Here is a 16,823-nt window from a genome sequence, read left to right as displayed (position 1 = left end):
TCTAAAAAAGGTTATCTAGATAATTAATTCTTTTTAAAGGTGCCTTGCTAATAAAAACACCGGGAGATATATCTTTAGAATTTGATTTTTCAAATAATTCAAAATCTGGCAATCCCTTTAAAAACAAATAAATATATCCTCCTAGATGTTGATGTGGTTGATAATTTTTAAATCGCCACTTTAATAGTCTATGCAATGCTAATAAATAAAGATGTGATTGCAAGGGATAATGATGTTTAATCATTTCATTTCTCATATTTTCATAGTCATAATTTATTGGTAAACAATCACTCTTATCCCTTCCAGAAATAAAATTACTTTTCCAATCAATTACCCACCATTTACTATCTTCTAATGTATTTCCTACTGGGAAAACACAATCAATACATCCAGAATGAAAGCCTTTATTCATAATTGTTAAATCATTTATTTTGTTTGCATATTCTTCACCAAATTCATATTGCTGATCTAAAAGAAAGCATTTTGATATATCCTGAGAATTTAAATATCTACCTTCATAAGATAGAGTTAAATCATATTTAACCTCCTTAAGTAGGCTTTTATTTGGAATATCAACTAGTTTCTTATTTTGTAATTCACTTCCTAAAGATATATTTATAATTCTTAAAATCGCATCTTTTACTTTAAAGGCCAAAGAAGTATCGATTTGATGAAAGTTCAATTCTTCAATAATTAAATCAATTAATTCTTGATTATTATCGTTTCTAAATTCAAACCTTTCTATTATTTTATGCAAGCAAGTACCAGCAATAGTTCCTTTTGGGAATTCACTTAGAGGATTTGGATGAGAAAAATAATTAGGATAATTATTTGATTTAGTAAAATTAGACTCTTTAATAATTGAGATATTATCTTCATAATCCTTATATTGATTAATAGCTGCATCAATATTTTTATCTTTCCTTATCCATGAAGAATAACTTGAATAAGAAATCAATTGATCAGAAGTAGATTTTTTAGATATTTTTTTATTAAATTTATCTATTTTCCAAAGATTATTATTCAATCCCTTAATTTGGAACTTAGCAAAAATTTCTTTAATTTTATCCTTGTCTATAATATCTTCAAAAGTAGACTTATAAATATTAATATTTTCCAAATTAGAAAGTAAATCATTATTTAAAATATTATTTTTATCTTCTAAATCATTAAAAACTATAAGTTTATATTTACTCCTTGTAAGGGCTACATAAATTAACCTCTCACTCTCTTTTAATAAATCTATTTCTTCTTTTAATTTAAATTTTTCAACCTTCTCGTAGTTATTAGAAATATTAATGTATATGTTTCTATCAAAATTTGATTTCCAAATAGGGCCTTTAATTTTACTTGATTTATTAGAAATAATTGATAAATATGGGCATAAAACTATTTCAAATTCAAGACCCTTACTACTATGGATAGTATAAAGATTAATTCCATTTTGAGGATTATAATCTTTCTTAGAAAAATCTTCTCCAGTACAAATTCTTAAAGAATGATCTAACTGATTTTTATACCATTTAAAAACTTTATTTAGATTAAAATCATTATTGATTAATTCTATTTCAACAATTTCTGAAAGTTGAAATAAATCTGAATTCAAATCTGAATCTTGCAAAATCGAGGATGACTTGTAGTCTATAAGAATTTCATTAACAATATTTAAAAACCCTTTTTCTCTTAGTTCCTTAGACCAAGTAATACATTGATTAATCAAAATTTCTAACTTATTACTAATTCCATAATCAACTAATTCTTCTAAATCAATTTCTATAATTTTTGAAGCTGCCAGCAAAGTTATATTTTTATAAAGCCTAGGATGTAATAAACATTCAATGAATAAAAATAGTAGACTACTTGCCTCTGTATCAAAAACATTTTGTTTATTTTGAATTTTGCATGGGAGATTAAACTGAAGTAATTTGTTTTTCAAATCTAAGCATTGCGAATTATTTAAGGTAAGAATCGCAATTTTATTAATATCTATTTCTTTATTATTTAAAATAAAATTCACTATGTAACGAGTTACAATATCCTCTATATCATTATCTTTTTTTGAAAATTCTACAATTTCAAATGGGGCTTTAAATTTAAAATCAGAATTAATATTTTCGTTTATTCTAGAGGTTAATTTCCTATAGTTTAGTTCTGATTTTTTAAGTCCATTTTTATAAATTTTATTAATAAGATCTAGTAACTTTTTTGAAGATCTATAGTTATCTGTAAGATTAAAAACTTCGATTGCATTAGATCTTGCATCTAAGTAAGTTTCAATATCTCCACCCCTAAATTTATAGATCGCTTGTTTTGGATCACCTACACAAAGTAAAAAATGATTATTTGTATTAAAGAACTTTTTTATTAAATTCCACTGAATATTATCTGTATCTTGAAACTCATCTACTAAGACACATTTAAATCGTTTTTGAATTTGAGATAAAGTACTATTATTACTAAGTTCTGAATCTAGAAATTTATTTTCTACAGTCTTTATAAGATCATTGAAGTTAAAAATAGAAAACCTTTTTTTTGATTCAATTAACTTTATATAGGCTAATTGGGTAAATATTCTTACAAATTCGGTATAGAAACCTTCTTTTATTTTATAAATTTTATCTTGTAGTAAATTAAATTTAGAAAAATCTAATTTTAGATTATTTTTATTAATTTCTTTAGATATATTTTCTTTATAAAAATATTTAAATAAAAGATCATAATCATTAGAAATATCAAATACACAACCAATAACATTTTTTGAATCAAGCCTTTTGTTAATCTCATCAATCCAACAAATTATTTGATTAAACTTATCATTTCTCGGTTTTGCTGAATATATTTGACTTTTACCTCCACAGTCCTTAATTAATTTACCCAACTCTATAAGTTGCAAAAATAATTCCTTTCCATTCTTATTCCATTCAACGCAAAACTCATTCCAAGCAAAATACAAAAATTCATTTAAATAACTAGTTATATTAATAATCTTATATTTATTATTTATTTTAAATTTGCAAATATTTTCTTGATCTATATTTTTTAAAATTCCTAAAAAAAATGACTTATTTAGTCTACTACCAAATCTAGAACTTATTTTTTTTTTGCTAACTGCTGAAATTAGTTCTGGATGAAGATTTAGAAAATCATCGATCCACAAATTATCTATTACATCTTTATACAAATTATCTTTATTATTCTCAATGCATGGATCTTGAGTTAAACCAATTTCAATACTATATTCATCAATAATATTATTGCAAAAAGCATGGAATGTAGTAACTTTTAACTTATAAATTTCATTAATAAAATTTTCAATCTCAGATATAATTTTCTCCTTAGAATCTTCCTTATCCTTAAATTTTAGATACCAATCCTTAAGAGTATTATCTAACTGAGATAGATTTTCATTTTGCAAAAATAATTTTAAATTTTTAAATCTAGAAAGTATTTTTTCTCTTAATTCAGAACAAGTATTTTTTGTAAAACTTAATAATAGTATCTCATCTGGTTTAAATTTTTTCTCCAAAACATTTCTTAAAACTAAATGAGCCAAAGTAAAACTTTTACCAGTTCCTGCACTTGCTTCTATTAATTTAAATTTATTATCTAATTTGATTTGATTAATATCCATATCTTTATTGAATTAATATTTGACCTGATTTTTATAAAGTAAATAATTTTTAAATTTATTATTTAAAAATTGCTCTTCTAAAGCAATCTTGAATTTAATTATTAAAGCCAGACTAATTAATAAAAATAAATAATAAATAGATAGCTTTATTATAAAAACGCCAAAGGAAAAAAATATTAAAGAATAGTACATAGGATGACGGGTAAATCTATAAATACCTTTAGTAACAAGATTACTATTGGCAATAGGTCTTGGGAAAGGGGATAAATTTACACCTAAGTCTTTAATAGCAACTAACATTATTATTAAAGCAATAATGATAATTAAAATCCCCATTAAGTAAGATAAAGGACTAACTTGAATTATTTGTTTTTGTGGAATTAATTCCCATTTTAAAAAATGGAGCATAATAATAAAGAACTGTAAAAAAACAAGTATTATTTCATAAGCGACTTTTAAATAAACTTTTAATTGAAATTTAGTCATTATTTATTTTTTAATGTTTCAATTAGTGGACCATATAATCTGAATGATAATTTATCAAAATTACTATTTACAAAAAAGAAATCTGGTTCTTTTTTATCTCCAAAACATAATTTCATTTCGATAGTATCCCTTTCTCCTTTAGAAAAAGTTTTATTACCAATCCATATTTCTGAAAAAGCTTTTTTCTCATTTTTTGATTTTAACTTTGCTTCTACATATCTATAAGTACTTTCTGGAGGGAGAGGTAAACATTTTTCAGAATAATTATTAAAAATATTTATGTATTCATCCAAAATTAAATTTGACTCAATTGCTCCGGGAGATTGAATAATTTGCGATTTATATTGATTTTCTGTTCTAAAAATTACTTTAGTCTTTTTTATATTCTTCTTTAAAGAAAAAATAAATAGGGATTTTATCCAAGCCTCTTTCAATCGTCTTAAACTTAGTTTCGAATTAATTAATTCAATTACGGTATCATCAGCGATGAAATATTCTTCTTTGTTTGAATTTGATTTAACATAAATTCTATTAATCTTATTATGTTGACTCAAACTTGCAGATAGACTACTTACTAACTCTTTGATTTCTTTTTCTTTTGTAGAAATACTATTTTTGGTCATAATAATTCCATTTTCAACCAATTGATCAATAATATTCAAATTTTTCAAATCATCAATAATATTATGGTTATCAATCTCTAATTGCTGGATTACTTTTGTTATTAATTGCGACTTCTGCAGATTGCTTATATACTCTTCGTCTGGATGATGGGTAAATATTTCAATAGGAGAAATATTTTTTTTATTAAGCCAATATTTTTGTGGAGTCTTGAACCAATAAATCAGTTCTGATAATTTATAATTTTTAATATCAGATTTTGTTTCATTCCAATCTAAATCTGCTACTAAAGAATAATTACTTTTAATAATCTTAGAACTATCAAGATGAATTTTTTCCTTTTTATTTAAATCACAATCTTTGATTATTAGTTCTCTTAGGCCTTGATTTAAAAAAATATCAAAAAAAGAAATTAACTCTTTTATCGGAAAAGAAACATCTAATTTTTTATTGTCTTTGTCATTCTTTACCCAAGTAACTATAAATTTATCTCTACAGGCAATTAACAACTCTAGAAAAAAATATTTCTCTCTTTCAAAAACTGATGGATCGCCAAGGTGATATTTATTATTTAATAAATTAATATTTTCATTCTTTGATAATTTTGGATAATAAACACTATTCATGTCTATTAGGAAGATAACCTTATGTGGAATGTGCCTTGAATTCTCAATGTCGCTTACTAGAATCTTGTTGATGCGGGATTTAGTTTGATATTTAGCTTTATTTATGCAAGAAATTAATATCTCTCTAAAAACATTTAATAAAATAAGATCATCCGGTATTAAGGGTATTGCGTGATTATCAAGAATTCTATTTATTGCACTTATTTCTAAATTAAAATTAGAGTTAGAATCAGAAATATTTTTTAATATAGACTTTATTTTTTTAATCCAAATTAAATAAGAAAAAGATCCCCTTAGCAAATTAATATATTTTTTTAAATTAAGTAATATTTTTATCCATTTATTCAAATCTAAACTTATATTTTTTGGGTTAAATGGTTTCAAATTAAGAGTACTTAAATTGACTTCTTTGTCATAAATCAAGCCTAAAGTAATTCTATTTATACACCAATCTAGGGTATTTTGTTCGTCACCTAATCTTTCATTGGCATCTAATCCCCAATGAAAACCTAATTGGGTAAGTAACAAAATAATTTCATCCTTCTCAGTAATATGAAAATCAAAAATATCCTGGGTTTCTTTTTTAGAAAGAATATAATCTATTTTTTCAAGTGTAATTTTCTGATTAGCTATTTCAGTAATATCAATTAAAAATTTATATATTTCTGAAGAATCATTATTATCATCATCAATAAAAAAATAAGGTATCTTTTCACCATTAATTAATTCATTATTAAAGATATACCTTAGATAAGGTTTAATTTGACTAGGTTGTGGAGATAAAACAGCAATATCACTATATTTAATATTCTCGCAAGAATTCATTATTTCTATAATTTTATTTCTTAAATATTCGAACTGACTATGCTGATTAAAATGCTCATAAAGTATTATTGAATCATCCTTTTCATTTACTATAAAATCATTACTATTATTATCAATTAGTCTTTTTTGTATTTGATTAAGAAAAGGGATATCTTTCTTATCAGAAAAATTAGTAGTTGGATCAATATAGATTAAATTATTTTTTAAATTTATACCTTCAGTATAAATATTTTCCTCAATTAATTTCTGAAAGTTGGCTCCAAATTTACCAAATATTTTTTCAATATTTGTATTTTTAAAATTCAATTTACTTTCATTATCATCAAATTCCAACTCTCCCTCAAGACAATTTATTCTATTCCATAAATCATCTCCTGCAGATAATAAATATAAATTTACCTTAGTAAATTTTGAAAGTTCTGAATAAAAATTAATATGCAGTTTAGATAAATTATTATCGGAAATAATATAAATTTGATTTGGTATTTTAGTTTGAATGTGTTTAATTTTTCTTAAATTCTTTATTACTTCAATCATGTATAAACATGAAGGTTTTTCTGATATTTTTTTCTCTAATAATTTAAATAAAATAGGTTGCCAATATTGATTTGAATTTAAATTCTTAAAAAGATATTGAGAATTTATTTCATATCTATTCCATTCAGCAATCATTTCAGGTCTAAAAATAAGATAATTAATAAAATTATTCGTGATTTTTTTTGTCAGATTATAAATATCTCCATCAATTGTCTTTTTATTATCCAAATATTTTTTAATCCAATTGCTAAGTGGCAATGATTCTTTAAAGCTATTTAATTCTTCTAAGGAATCAATAATGCCCCATTTAATTGACTCAAAATTCCATAATCCCATATCAATTTCAGGGAAAAAATTTGTCAATAATGATTCGGTATAGCTTGATATTGTCTTTAATTCATAAAGAGCACTTATTTGGTTTTTAATAGTTATTTGTTCACGTAACCACTTACCAAAAAAATAATTAGGAACGGCTATTTCTAATTTATTAGTTATAAAAGGAGGACATATTTTTAAATCTTCTGCTAACAGCTCACTAATCACTTCAACTTTGTTTGACTTATAAATATTGAGCAATTTACTAAATGATTATATTATTCAACTTTAAATGGATCAATTATTTCTGCATCAGGGAATTCGAATTCCCCTACAGCAACAAACTCTAAACGAAGCTTTAAGAAAGTTATAAATTTCTTATCAGTTGACAAAACAGCTGCTGGAGGTGATGGGATCTTTGCTGTTAGATCAACAAACTTAGTGGTTTGTAAAAAAGTCGGATTTTTTAAAAGCCAAAAATCTATTTCTTTATTGTTTTCTTTATAGTTTCTCTTTCTCTCCTTCAATATCTCTTCAAGTGGTTCTTCAACTGTTAAAAACTTTTCACTTGCTGCGACGAAAAAATATGTTGTCATTTTTAATTTTAATTTAATGTGATGAGTGACTTCATTTCACGAACAGACTTTTCTAATCCTACCGCTAAAGCCCTAGCAACAATACTATGACCTATGTTTAACTCGTTCATATTGTTAATTGATGCAATTTTTTTAACATTATTAAAGTTAAGTCCATGACCAGCATTAACAACTAATCCAAGGTCATTTGCTTCATGTGTTGACTCTATAATTCTTTGAAGCTCCTTATACTGATCATAACCGGATAATTCAGCATATTTACCAGTATGTAATTCTATAAACTTAAACCCTATTTCTTTGGAATAATTTATCTGATCACCAAGAGGATCAATAAATGCACTTACTTCTATATTTGAATCTTTTAAATTCCCAACAAAATTTTTAAGGTATTGAACATTACTTTTCACATCCAACCCTCCTTCAGTAGTAACTTCCTCTCTTTTCTCGGGTACAAGCGTTACATAGTCGGGAAGAATTTTTTTTGCAATTTCTAACATTTCTTCTGTAGCTGCCATCTCTAAATTGAGTTTTGTTTTTATAGTCTCTTTAAGAAGGAATACGTCTCTATCTTGTATATGTCTTCTATCTTCTCTTAGATGAACTGTTATGGAGTCTGCACCTCCTAATTCAGCTAAAAAAGCAAATTGTACAGGGTCAGGCTCCACAGTTTTCCTTGCTTGCCTTACATTTGCAATATGATCAATGTTTACTCCTAAAGTAGCCATAATTTTGAAAATCTTAGTTTCTAGACAATCTAGTAACCGCCCAATAATAGCTAATAAAAAAAGGCAAACAATTAAATTATTAATATATAGTAAATAGAAATTGAAGAAGAAATCTTTAGATATTTGGCATAAAATCAACCCTGCATTGGGATTTATTGCAATGTTCGTTACTCAGGACGTTGTTTTGAGGTTCTATTTTAGAAAAAAGAAAATATTAAATAATGGTTTTTCGATTCCCATAAATTCCTCTATCATTTTGGCTCCAACCCACAGATCAAGATGGGACGGCTTAATACTCACCATGGCAATGGGTAGAAGGGTAACAAAAAAGGATTGTAGATTTATGGTTACTAAATCCGAAATGAAAGGAATACAAGGTTGGTTTTTAAAAAGACTTGGATGTTTTTCTATAAATCAATTATCGCCATCTCTCTCAGCATTAAGATATGCGATTGATATTATAGAAAAAGGTGAACAACTAGTTGTTTTCCCCGAAGGAAAAATTAATAAATATGGAAAAAAATTATTTCTTAAAGAAGGATTATACAGATTAGCGAGATTAGCTACAAAAAAAACAAAATCCATTACTATTATTCCAATTGGAATTGCCTACAACAAAGTATCTCCAAACTTTAGGGGAGAATTTTGTCTATCCCTTGGCCAACCAATAGCAATTGATGATTACTTAAACTGTACCATCAAGGAATTCAATATGTTTCTATATGAAAAAATGATCCAAGAGGAAGAAAAAGCTTTAAAAAATGTAGGTAGATGAATCTGTAATAAGTTACTATAAATTTTAATAATAATTTAATTAAGAAATGAAATTCTTAAAATTAATCCCAATTTTATTTATATTTTTTGGAAATCTTCCTTATAACAAGGTAGTTCATGCAGAAATCAAGAGTCCAAAAGACTATAAAGTACTCTCAAATTCTAGTAAGAAGCTCTCCATCTCAAACGTAGAATATTTCATAAAACAAGGCGATGAATATATTAAAAACGGAGATATCGATAAAGCCAAGGATTTTTATCTAGACGCTAGAAAATTAGCAAAGCAACTTGCGTCTTTTTACTCCGATTTAAATTCATCTTTCAAGGGGATTGATGCGAGAATACCAAATGAAATGCAAAGTAAAGGTAAGCAAGCATTACAAATTTTGGCAGAGTCAAATGAGAGATTAGCCACTTTGTATATAAAAAGTGAACAACCTGAGGTTGCAGTACCCTTACTCGTTGAAAATATTAGAATAATGTCTCCTAATAGTCGAGAAGGTAAAGAAGCTTATGAAAAATTGGTAGAACTAGGATTCGTTGATACAAAATACAATGGTTAATTAAATCTAATTATGATTACTAAAGCAGAAGTTATTAATTTAATTACTAAAAAATTACCAAGTTCCCAAGTTTTTGTTGAGAACCTTAAGGGAAATGATCATTTGCAAGTAACTGTAATTGCATCTGAATTCGATGGATTATCATTAGTTAAACAACACCAGCTAGTCTATTCTGCTTTAAAGGAAGAATTAGCTTCAGAGGCTATCCATGCACTGGCACTAAAAACAGAAACACCAAATTGAACTATGGACAACCTAACAAAAGATAAAATACAAAAGCTGATTGATTCTAATCCCGTAATGGTTTTCATGAAAGGTACTAAATTAATGCCTCAATGCGGTTTTTCCAACAATGTAGTCCAAATACTTAATTCCTTAGGTGTAGAATTTGGTACTTTTGATGTTTTAAGCGATTTCGAAGTACGAGAGGGCATTAAAGAATATTCAGATTGGCCGACAATTCCTCAAGTTTATTTAAAAGGAGAATTTCTTGGTGGATCAGACATTCTTATCGAAATGTACAACTCAGGGTCTCTTAAAGAAAAAATAGAAATTGAATTAGCGTCTTAAGACATTTAGTGAGTATAAATACTGATTTGGTTAATAAAAATTAATATTTTAAATCTTTTTTTTATTGAAAAAACCTTTATTTTCGTCTCCTCCTGGATCAATAAAACTTGATGGATCTAAAATCCATCTTTCAATTAATCTCTCTAATTTCTCTTGATCTCTTTGCTCTAAACTACTGCAATTCCTTAAGGCTTGGAGATAACCATCACTATATAATTTAAGATCAGATGGGGGATGAAAACGAGTAACCAAGTCTTGGCAGCTATCGCAAATTGATTGAAAATGACGAATTGCTTTTGGATTTTCAAATGATGTCATAATTCGATAGATTCCGATTTTTTTTTAGCATTTGTTATACCTTATTAAGGATGATAAAAAATTGCCTGGCCAAACAGTAATTAAGAATGCAATCAACTGAGCAAATCTTAGCTTCAACTCCTGGCAGTTCACAATTGCCTACGAGCTCTCAAACTCCCTCAAGAGTTCTTGTTGTTGAACCTCACCCCACTCTTAGAACAGTCCTTGTACAAAGGCTTCGCCAAGATGGTCACCTTGCTGCTGCAGTCGGATCAGCTGCAGAAGCTGTTGACCTATGTAGAGAACAATCACCTGACCTATTAGTTAGTGCTGAAATTCTCGAGCAGAACACTGCAATGAGACTAGCCCAACAATTGGGGTCTTCCGTAATAGTATTAACAGCCAGATCAGGAGTAGAAGCATTAGTTAACCTATTAGATGAAGGGGCAGATGATGTTCTAAGAAAACCTTTTGGACTAGAAGAGCTTGCAGCAAGATGTAGAACCCTTTTAAAAAGAGGGAGAATAGGATTACAAGAGAAAGTTGAGGTTGGACCTTTAGAGGTTCATCTTCTTTTAAGACAAGTAACTCTTAGTGAAAAGCCTGTAGAATTAAGTCCCAGAGAGTTTGCACTGCTTTGTGCTCTTCTTATGCCACCTGGCATGGTTAGAAGCCGGCAAGAGCTCTTAAGGATGGCATGGCCGCCTTTCAGCGGAGGCCCAAGATCTGTAGATACTCAAGTTTTAACATTGCGAAGAAAATTAGAACAAGCAGGCTTAGGAGAAGGTGGTGGAATAACAACTGTTAGACAACAAGGTTATCGATTTAGTATTGATAATATTTAATGTAGAAAAGCAATAAGTTCCCCAATAATCATCGCACCTGAGATTAACGTCAATAACTTATAAGTCCAAAGAGGAGATATATAAGATAATGCATTAGTAGAAATACCAGTATTTTTGGAAACTATTAACAAAAGTTTTTCTAAATCTTCTACCCTTTGTGGAAAAAGAAAATTATTACCTTTATCAGTATTAAAGTAATAAACTTTACTACCCTGACTGGTAGGTAAAGATTTTATTAACCTAATATCTTTCCAAGGAATTTCCCAATTTTTTCTCCCTATGACTTTAGAAACAAAGCTAGTTTTATATGAAATTTTTTTATTACAAGTTTCTACATAATCACTTGTGATGTTGATAATTAAATAAGATCCTAAGACAAATGCAATTATAGAAGGGATTCTTAATTTATCAGTTGATATAAACGGTATAGGAATTGTAAGCGCTAAATATAGAGAAATCAAAGAACTTTTCACAAAAAAAAGAGTTTTAAATGTTTCTGTCATTTATTAAGTATTCCTTTATTTTGGCAATTTAAAACTATTTATATTTAATTGTGCACCTATTTTATGAGCGCAAGCGTACCCACTAAAAGCGACAGCATTTAGACCTTGACCTGGGAAACATGAATCCCCTACGCAATAAAGATTTTTAATTTTTGTAGTGTTAAAAGGCATTGGCAAAAGGCCAAGTAACTTCTTACTGGGAATTGGTCCATAACTGCCTTCGTATCGTCCAAGAAACTTTTTGTGGGTTTTTGGAGTGCCAATTTCTTTGTGGTCAATATTTTTTTCAATGTTAGGCAAAATAATTGAAATCTTTTCAATAAGAAACGAAAAGTATTTTTTTTTCTTTTGCAGATATTCTTTCCTTGATAGGCCTTCCCATTCATTCATTGATGAAGGAGTAAATGCATGGACGATATGTTTACCTTCTGGAGCTAAAGACGAGTCCAGCAAAGTAGGTATAGAAACAAAAATTACTCCCTTTTCACTTTCTAATTCATCCCAATTCTCAACAATTATATGATGACAATTAAAGTTATTTCTTATTAGATCTTTTTCTACCCCGAGGTGAATAGAGACAAAAGAAGGGGAAGGCTTATAGGTTTCTGACCATTTATATTCAGTTTTTGGCACGTTTTTACTTGCAATTAATCCTTTCTTTTTATCTTTAAGTCCAAATGTATCCCATCTTGTGGAATTGGATACAATAATGTTTGAGTAAAGTTCTTCCCCATTTGAAAGCTTAACTCCTACGGCTTTGTCATCCTTTAATAGTATTTCAGTCACATTGGCTTTATAACGAATTTTGCTTCCTAATTTTTCTATACCAGAAACTAACTTCTCTGCTATTGTTCCTACTCCTCCTTTTGGATAATTTATACCCCCAACATGCCTATCCGTAAAAACCATTCCCGCATTAATCATAGGAGTTTTTAGAGCAGGCATTACTGACCAACAAAAACATTCAATATCGATAAATCTTAAAAGTTCAGGATCTTTTATGAACTTTCTGGCAACATCTCCTGCATTTACTGGTAACCATCTAGCCAAACCTAAACAAGAAAATGGAGCTTTAAAGAAAACTTTAAAAAGATAACTTGGATCTTCTATCGATAAAAGAGGCATTGAATCTAAACATTTAAATACATTTGCACAAGTATCGTAGAATTTTTTAATGCCTTCTTTTTCCTTGGGGAAACTAGCTGATAATTTACTTATAAATTTTTCGTAATTTTTATCTATAGAAATATTAAAGTTTTTTGGAAGGTGATATTCAAGTTGCACGGGATCAGGAATAGTTTCACATTTTTCATTTACATCTTTTAAAGCGCGAGTTAATAAATTGGTATAACCTTCCTTTCCAAATCCAAAAATCATTGAAGCTCCTACATCAAAGGTATAACCTTTTCTTTTAAAGGATCCGCCACTTCCTCCAGGAATAATATATTTTTCAAGAACTAAAACTTGAGCTCCTTTTGCTGCTAGTTGTGATGCAGTTACTAACCCTCCAATTCCTGAGCCAATAATAATTGCATCGAAATTTCTATTATTTGATTTCATTTTCTAATGTCCAGGTAGCTTATTTTAATTAATTTCGACAAGTGTGTGATCTTTATTAAAAATATAATCTAATTTCCTTTTAAAAATATTTAGTACATCAACAGATCTCTGTTGATAAGCGTTGTACCTGGATCTTTTATCTTTTATTCGTATAGTTAGTTCTGGAACCAATCCAAAAGAGGCGGGCATAGGTTGAAATTTGTTTTTTTTCTGACTAGACATTATTTTATTTCTATTACTTATGAAGTTCATAAGAGAGCCAATCATTGATTCATCAGGAAAAGTCACAACACTTTTCCCCTTAGCAATTAAAGATGCATTAATTCCTGCCAGCAGTCCTCCTGCTGCTGCTGCTGCATACCCCTCAGTACCTGTTATTTGACCGGCGGCGAAAAGACATTTTCTTTTCATAAATTGTAATGTTGGCAAAAGCAATTTTGGAGACTCTAAAAAGGTATTTCTGTGCATCACCCCAAAACGTACAAATTCAGCCTTTTCTAAACCAGGAATAATCCTAAATATTCTTTTTTGCTCTGACCACTTAAGGTTTGTTTGAAAGCCTACCATATTAAGTAATTTACCCTCTAAATCTTCTTTCCTTAATTGAACAATTGCATGAGGTCTTTTCTTCAATCTATTATCCCTATCAAATAAATCTCCCCATTTTGGATTCCACAACCCAATAGATTTCAAAGGTCCATATCTCATAGTGTCAATTCCTCTTCTAGCAATTTCTTCTATTGGTAAACATGCTTCAAAGAAATTAGCAGATTCTTTTTCAAAGTCTTTTAAATTAGCTTGCTCTCCTTCAATTAATTCATTTCTGAAATTGGTGTAAACATCTTTATCCATAGGGCAATTCAAATATGCCGGATCACCTTTATCATATCTACTTGCTTTAAAGACAATATCGTAATCAATAGAATCACCATAAATAATTGGACTAGCAGCATCAAAAAAATGACATTCATCAATACCAGTAAAATCTTGAATTTGATGTGACAAATCATCAGAAGTTAATGGTCCAGTAGCGAGGATGGTTATATTTTCTTTGCTAGGGAGGTCAAGTTGTTCAATTCTTTTTATTTTAATTAAAGGATGATTAGATAAAATTTCAGTCAAAGCATTACTAAATTTGGATCTATCTACTGCCAAAGCACCTCCAGCAGGGACAGCAAATTTATCTGCTGTTCGAACTATTAATGAATTAAAAATTCTTAATTCTTTTTGCAATAAACCTGATGCTCTATCTGGACTTAATGCACCAAAACTATTACTACAAACTAATTCTCCAAATTCATCAGTATGATGGGCAGGGGTTGATTTGAAAGGTCTCATTTCAACTAATTTAACGGGCACACCGCTATTTGCTATCTGCCAAGCAGCTTCAGAACCTGCAAGACCTGCTCCTATTACAATTACCTCTTTATCAATCAATTAAAATTTATTTCTCGCCGAATTGTCTATCCCATTGCTCTCTTGCAGGTTTTTGAATATTGAAAACAACCCATGCAACTGCAGCAATTATTGGTGCAAAAACGACAATAGCTCTTAACATTTGAGAAATTCTGTTATTTATTTAATTATTTTACCTTTTTACTTCAAATAAAGAGAGAATTCTTAATTTTTTAGTTAACTAAGTTAAGAAATGTATTTCAATTGTTCAAGTTAGGATAATAAGTTGTTTTTTTTGCCTTAAAAAGGGATAATTTCATATGTACTCAATTTTACAAAATGGGTCGCTAGCTCAGTGGTAGAGCATCCGGCTTTTAACCGGCTGGTCCTGAGTTCGAATCTCAGGCGACCCACATTTTATACTTTGAGTTCATTTTTTTTAAATTTACCTGTAGAAATAAATTCAAACTTTCACAAAATTGGGACTTATTTTTTTTCGCAGCTATACGACATAAATTGATTTATAAAAATTAATTAATTGCTCATTTACTGCTCAAGATTTTGTAAAAATCGAAAGTAATACAGAACTTTCAATTTATTAAAGGTTTAGAGTCTAAATTTATTGTTTATATCAATCAAAATGGAGAAATGATTTTTAGCTACATGCAATAAATACAAGGGAAGTGATCAAACTCATCCATAAGCTGAGAGAAACTATATTCATTCCATTTTTTATAAAACTTTTCTAACAAATGAACATTTTTTCAATAAATTCAGACAACAAAATAGTGCTACATTTATGTGACAATAATGCTATTTTTAAATTGGCTGGCAAATTTAAATAAAAAATTTCAAACAAATCAATAAAATACTTTACAAAGCTTCATAAATGCTGTTACAATCATTTACATAATCTACTTTTTTATCATGACTCCAGAAGCAGAACGTTTTAATGGTTGGGCAGCAATGTTAGGTTTTGTAGCAGCTGTTGGTGCATACGTAACAACTGGCCAAATCATTCCAGGCTGGTTCTAAATCATAGGAACTTCAGTCATCTAGATTGAAAGATTTGAAAAATAATTATTATTTTTGCAAAAATTTCATTTAAGACACATAAGAACCTAAAAAGGGTAAAAGATAATTTTGTTTCAAAGTTATTTTTACCCTTTTTAGGTTTTTTATTTTAATCTGATCAACTTGAATAACATTTGTGAACTAAACTTTCCTTTTTCTTACTTATAATTAGTACATATTAATAATTTGCTCTTATTGAATATTTAACGATTAAACTTCAATATATCTAAAGTTTGATTATTTTCAGATAAACAAAATTAATGAAGCGAGATTATTCTTTTCCTGATTTTTTATACATTTGATCTAAACAGGTTGAACATAACAAATGTCCCTTTTTATTCCAAAATGTTTTAGTTGATCTTTCTATATCTTTCCTACAAATTAAACATCTAAATATAGGAGACATTTTAACAAAAATTCTACGAATAATAATAATAGCAATTTTATGGTGCGATTTTTTAACTCAATTCTTAAAATTTTATAGAAACATTAATAAAAAATTAATAATAACTTTTGAGATATCACAGATTTAACCAGTGATAAAAAAAAGACCTGCATAAGCAGGCCCTTTCTGTGTATTGGAGGTTTCTAAATTAAACTAATAAATTTAGAATTTGAATGTTGTCTTAACCATAGCTCCAGATGTGTCATCTGTATTAGCACCAGCTGCATCTAGAGTGTAGATTAACGGAGTAACTGTCATACTGTCGTTTACTGGGTATTCGTAGTATGCCTCGTACTGATACAACTCATCAGCATTTTCAACTGTATTACTGTGACCCATAGCAATTCCAGCAGATCCTGGACCTACTTCATCCCATGTTAGACCAATCATGAAACTTGCTTGCTCATCAGCACCAGCTGCTGCTCCACCTAAGTT

General features: G+C 28.3%; 17 protein-coding genes and 1 tRNA gene. 7 read left to right on the top strand and 11 right to left on the bottom strand.

Annotation, left to right across the window (positions count from 1 at the left end; genetic code table 11):
* Position 1: 1 nt before the first annotated feature.
* Genes EU96_RS00775 through EU96_RS0109485 form a run of 5 tightly spaced genes read right to left on the bottom strand, consistent with a single transcriptional unit; the run spans position 2 to position 8,362 of the window.
* Entirely contained in the window at positions 2-3,631 is a 3,630-nt protein-coding gene (locus EU96_RS00775; protein WP_032527471.1) for a UvrD-helicase domain-containing protein, read from the bottom strand.
* Between the two features lie 12 nt (positions 3,632-3,643).
* Positions 3,644-4,117 (bottom strand): methyltransferase family protein, encoded by a 474-nt coding sequence (locus EU96_RS00780; protein WP_032527470.1) that lies wholly within the window; start codon positions 4,115-4,117, stop codon positions 3,644-3,646.
* Complete coding sequence (locus EU96_RS00785) at positions 4,117-7,302, bottom strand: exodeoxyribonuclease V subunit gamma (protein WP_032527469.1); 3,186 nt, start codon at positions 7,300-7,302, stop codon at positions 4,117-4,119. Before EU96_RS00785 ends, EU96_RS00780 begins: the two co-directional genes overlap by 1 nt.
* A gap of 17 nt (positions 7,303-7,319) precedes the next feature.
* The gene (locus tag EU96_RS00790; RefSeq protein ID WP_032527468.1) at positions 7,320-7,637 is read right to left on the bottom strand and encodes an MgPME-cyclase complex family protein; all 318 of its coding nucleotides are present in this window, start codon (positions 7,635-7,637) and stop codon (positions 7,320-7,322) included.
* An 8-nt stretch (positions 7,638-7,645) separates the two neighbouring features.
* Positions 7,646-8,362 carry a pyridoxine 5'-phosphate synthase gene (locus tag EU96_RS0109485; RefSeq protein ID WP_032527467.1) on the bottom strand — a complete coding sequence of 239 codons (717 nt, stop codon included), beginning with the start codon at positions 8,360-8,362 and terminating at the stop codon, positions 7,646-7,648.
* A gap of 160 nt (positions 8,363-8,522) precedes the next feature.
* On the opposite strand from EU96_RS0109485, the gene EU96_RS0109480 reads away from it, so the two are divergent.
* From EU96_RS0109480 to grxD, 4 genes are read left to right on the top strand one after another with little or no spacing between them, the layout of a single operon-like run.
* On the top strand, positions 8,523-9,137 hold the full coding sequence (locus tag EU96_RS0109480) for a lysophospholipid acyltransferase family protein (RefSeq protein WP_032527503.1): 615 nt from the start codon (positions 8,523-8,525) through the stop codon (positions 9,135-9,137).
* Positions 9,138-9,183: 46 nt separating this feature from the next.
* Complete coding sequence (locus tag EU96_RS00795; RefSeq protein WP_032527466.1) at positions 9,184-9,699, top strand: hypothetical protein; 516 nt, start codon at positions 9,184-9,186, stop codon at positions 9,697-9,699.
* Between the two features lie 12 nt (positions 9,700-9,711).
* Positions 9,712-9,942, top strand: a complete 231-nt coding sequence (locus EU96_RS00800; RefSeq protein ID WP_032527465.1) for a BolA family protein — start codon at positions 9,712-9,714, stop codon at positions 9,940-9,942.
* 3 nt (positions 9,943-9,945) lie between these two features.
* Positions 9,946-10,269: a Grx4 family monothiol glutaredoxin gene (grxD, locus tag EU96_RS00805; RefSeq protein WP_032527464.1), complete on the top strand. Its 324-nt coding sequence runs from the start codon at positions 9,946-9,948 to the stop codon at positions 10,267-10,269.
* Between the two features lie 48 nt (positions 10,270-10,317).
* Here the strand turns inward: grxD and EU96_RS00810 are convergent, their stop codons facing one another.
* The gene (locus tag EU96_RS00810; RefSeq protein WP_032527463.1) at positions 10,318-10,587 is read right to left on the bottom strand and encodes a DUF6761 family protein; all 270 of its coding nucleotides are present in this window, start codon (positions 10,585-10,587) and stop codon (positions 10,318-10,320) included.
* Between the two features lie 86 nt (positions 10,588-10,673).
* Here EU96_RS00810 and EU96_RS00815 point away from each other — a divergent pair, with 86 nt between their 5' ends.
* On the top strand, positions 10,674-11,411 hold the full coding sequence (locus EU96_RS00815; RefSeq protein WP_032527462.1) for a response regulator transcription factor: 738 nt from the start codon (positions 10,674-10,676) through the stop codon (positions 11,409-11,411).
* Here the strand turns inward: EU96_RS00815 and EU96_RS00820 are convergent.
* Genes EU96_RS00820 through EU96_RS00835 form a run of 4 tightly spaced genes read right to left on the bottom strand, consistent with a single transcriptional unit; the run spans position 11,408 to position 15,032 of the window.
* Positions 11,408-11,914, bottom strand: coding sequence for a hypothetical protein (locus EU96_RS00820; RefSeq protein ID WP_032527461.1), 507 nt, complete (start codon positions 11,912-11,914; stop codon positions 11,408-11,410). The two genes, EU96_RS00815 and EU96_RS00820, sit on opposite strands and share 4 nt — an antisense overlap.
* A 15-nt stretch (positions 11,915-11,929) precedes the next feature.
* Complete coding sequence (gene crtH, locus EU96_RS00825) at positions 11,930-13,474, bottom strand: carotenoid isomerase (protein WP_032527460.1); 1,545 nt, start codon at positions 13,472-13,474, stop codon at positions 11,930-11,932.
* Between the two features lie 24 nt (positions 13,475-13,498).
* Positions 13,499-14,911, bottom strand: a complete 1,413-nt coding sequence (trmFO, locus tag EU96_RS00830; protein ID WP_032527459.1) for a methylenetetrahydrofolate--tRNA-(uracil(54)-C(5))-methyltransferase (FADH(2)-oxidizing) TrmFO — start codon at positions 14,909-14,911, stop codon at positions 13,499-13,501.
* Positions 14,912-14,918: 7 nt separating this feature from the next.
* Entirely contained in the window at positions 14,919-15,032 is a 114-nt protein-coding gene (locus EU96_RS00835; protein ID WP_011376678.1) for a photosystem II protein Y, read from the bottom strand.
* Positions 15,033-15,210: 178 nt separating this feature from the next.
* On the opposite strand from EU96_RS00835, the gene EU96_RS00840 reads away from it, so the two are divergent.
* Positions 15,211-15,282, top strand: a tRNA-Lys gene (locus EU96_RS00840).
* Between the two features lie 514 nt (positions 15,283-15,796).
* The gene (locus tag EU96_RS09895) at positions 15,797-15,904 is read left to right on the top strand and encodes a high light inducible protein (RefSeq protein ID WP_011132751.1); all 108 of its coding nucleotides are present in this window, start codon (positions 15,797-15,799) and stop codon (positions 15,902-15,904) included.
* 646 nt (positions 15,905-16,550) lie between these two features.
* On the opposite strand, the gene EU96_RS00845 is transcribed toward EU96_RS09895, so the two are convergent.
* On the bottom strand, positions 16,551-16,823 hold a 273-nt coding region (locus EU96_RS00845), incomplete at its 5' end, for a carbohydrate porin (protein WP_032527458.1).

Source organism: Prochlorococcus marinus str. MIT 9302 (assembly GCF_000759975.1).
Classification (GTDB): Bacteria; Cyanobacteriota; Cyanobacteriia; order PCC-6307; family Cyanobiaceae; genus Prochlorococcus_A; species Prochlorococcus_A marinus_M.
The sequence above is the reverse complement of the archived record's forward strand: the minus strand, read 5'-3'. Positions and strand labels throughout refer to the sequence as shown.

Coding starts and splice junctions, on each gene's coding strand:
- crtH (WP_032527460.1), bottom strand. CDS start 13,474: ATGAAATCAAATAATAGAAATTTCGATGCAATTATTATTGGCTCAGGA.
- EU96_RS0109480 (WP_032527503.1), top strand. CDS start 8,523: ATGTTCGTTACTCAGGACGTTGTTTTGAGGTTCTATTTTAGAAAAAAG.
- EU96_RS00790 (WP_032527468.1), bottom strand. CDS start 7,637: ATGACAACATATTTTTTCGTCGCAGCAAGTGAAAAGTTTTTAACAGTT.
- EU96_RS00775 (WP_032527471.1), bottom strand. CDS start 3,631: ATGGATATTAATCAAATCAAATTAGATAATAAATTTAAATTAATAGAA.
- EU96_RS00810 (WP_032527463.1), bottom strand. CDS start 10,587: ATGACATCATTTGAAAATCCAAAAGCAATTCGTCATTTTCAATCAATT.
- EU96_RS00795 (WP_032527466.1), top strand. CDS start 9,184: ATGAAATTCTTAAAATTAATCCCAATTTTATTTATATTTTTTGGAAAT.
- EU96_RS00835 (WP_011376678.1), bottom strand. CDS start 15,032: ATGTTAAGAGCTATTGTCGTTTTTGCACCAATAATTGCTGCAGTTGCA.
- EU96_RS0109485 (WP_032527467.1), bottom strand. CDS start 8,362: ATGGCTACTTTAGGAGTAAACATTGATCATATTGCAAATGTAAGGCAA.
- EU96_RS00820 (WP_032527461.1), bottom strand. CDS start 11,914: ATGACAGAAACATTTAAAACTCTTTTTTTTGTGAAAAGTTCTTTGATT.
- grxD (WP_032527464.1), top strand. CDS start 9,946: ATGGACAACCTAACAAAAGATAAAATACAAAAGCTGATTGATTCTAAT.
- EU96_RS09895 (WP_011132751.1), top strand. CDS start 15,797: ATGACTCCAGAAGCAGAACGTTTTAATGGTTGGGCAGCAATGTTAGGT.
- EU96_RS00815 (WP_032527462.1), top strand. CDS start 10,674: ATGCAATCAACTGAGCAAATCTTAGCTTCAACTCCTGGCAGTTCACAA.
- EU96_RS00800 (WP_032527465.1), top strand. CDS start 9,712: ATGATTACTAAAGCAGAAGTTATTAATTTAATTACTAAAAAATTACCA.
- EU96_RS00780 (WP_032527470.1), bottom strand. CDS start 4,117: ATGACTAAATTTCAATTAAAAGTTTATTTAAAAGTCGCTTATGAAATA.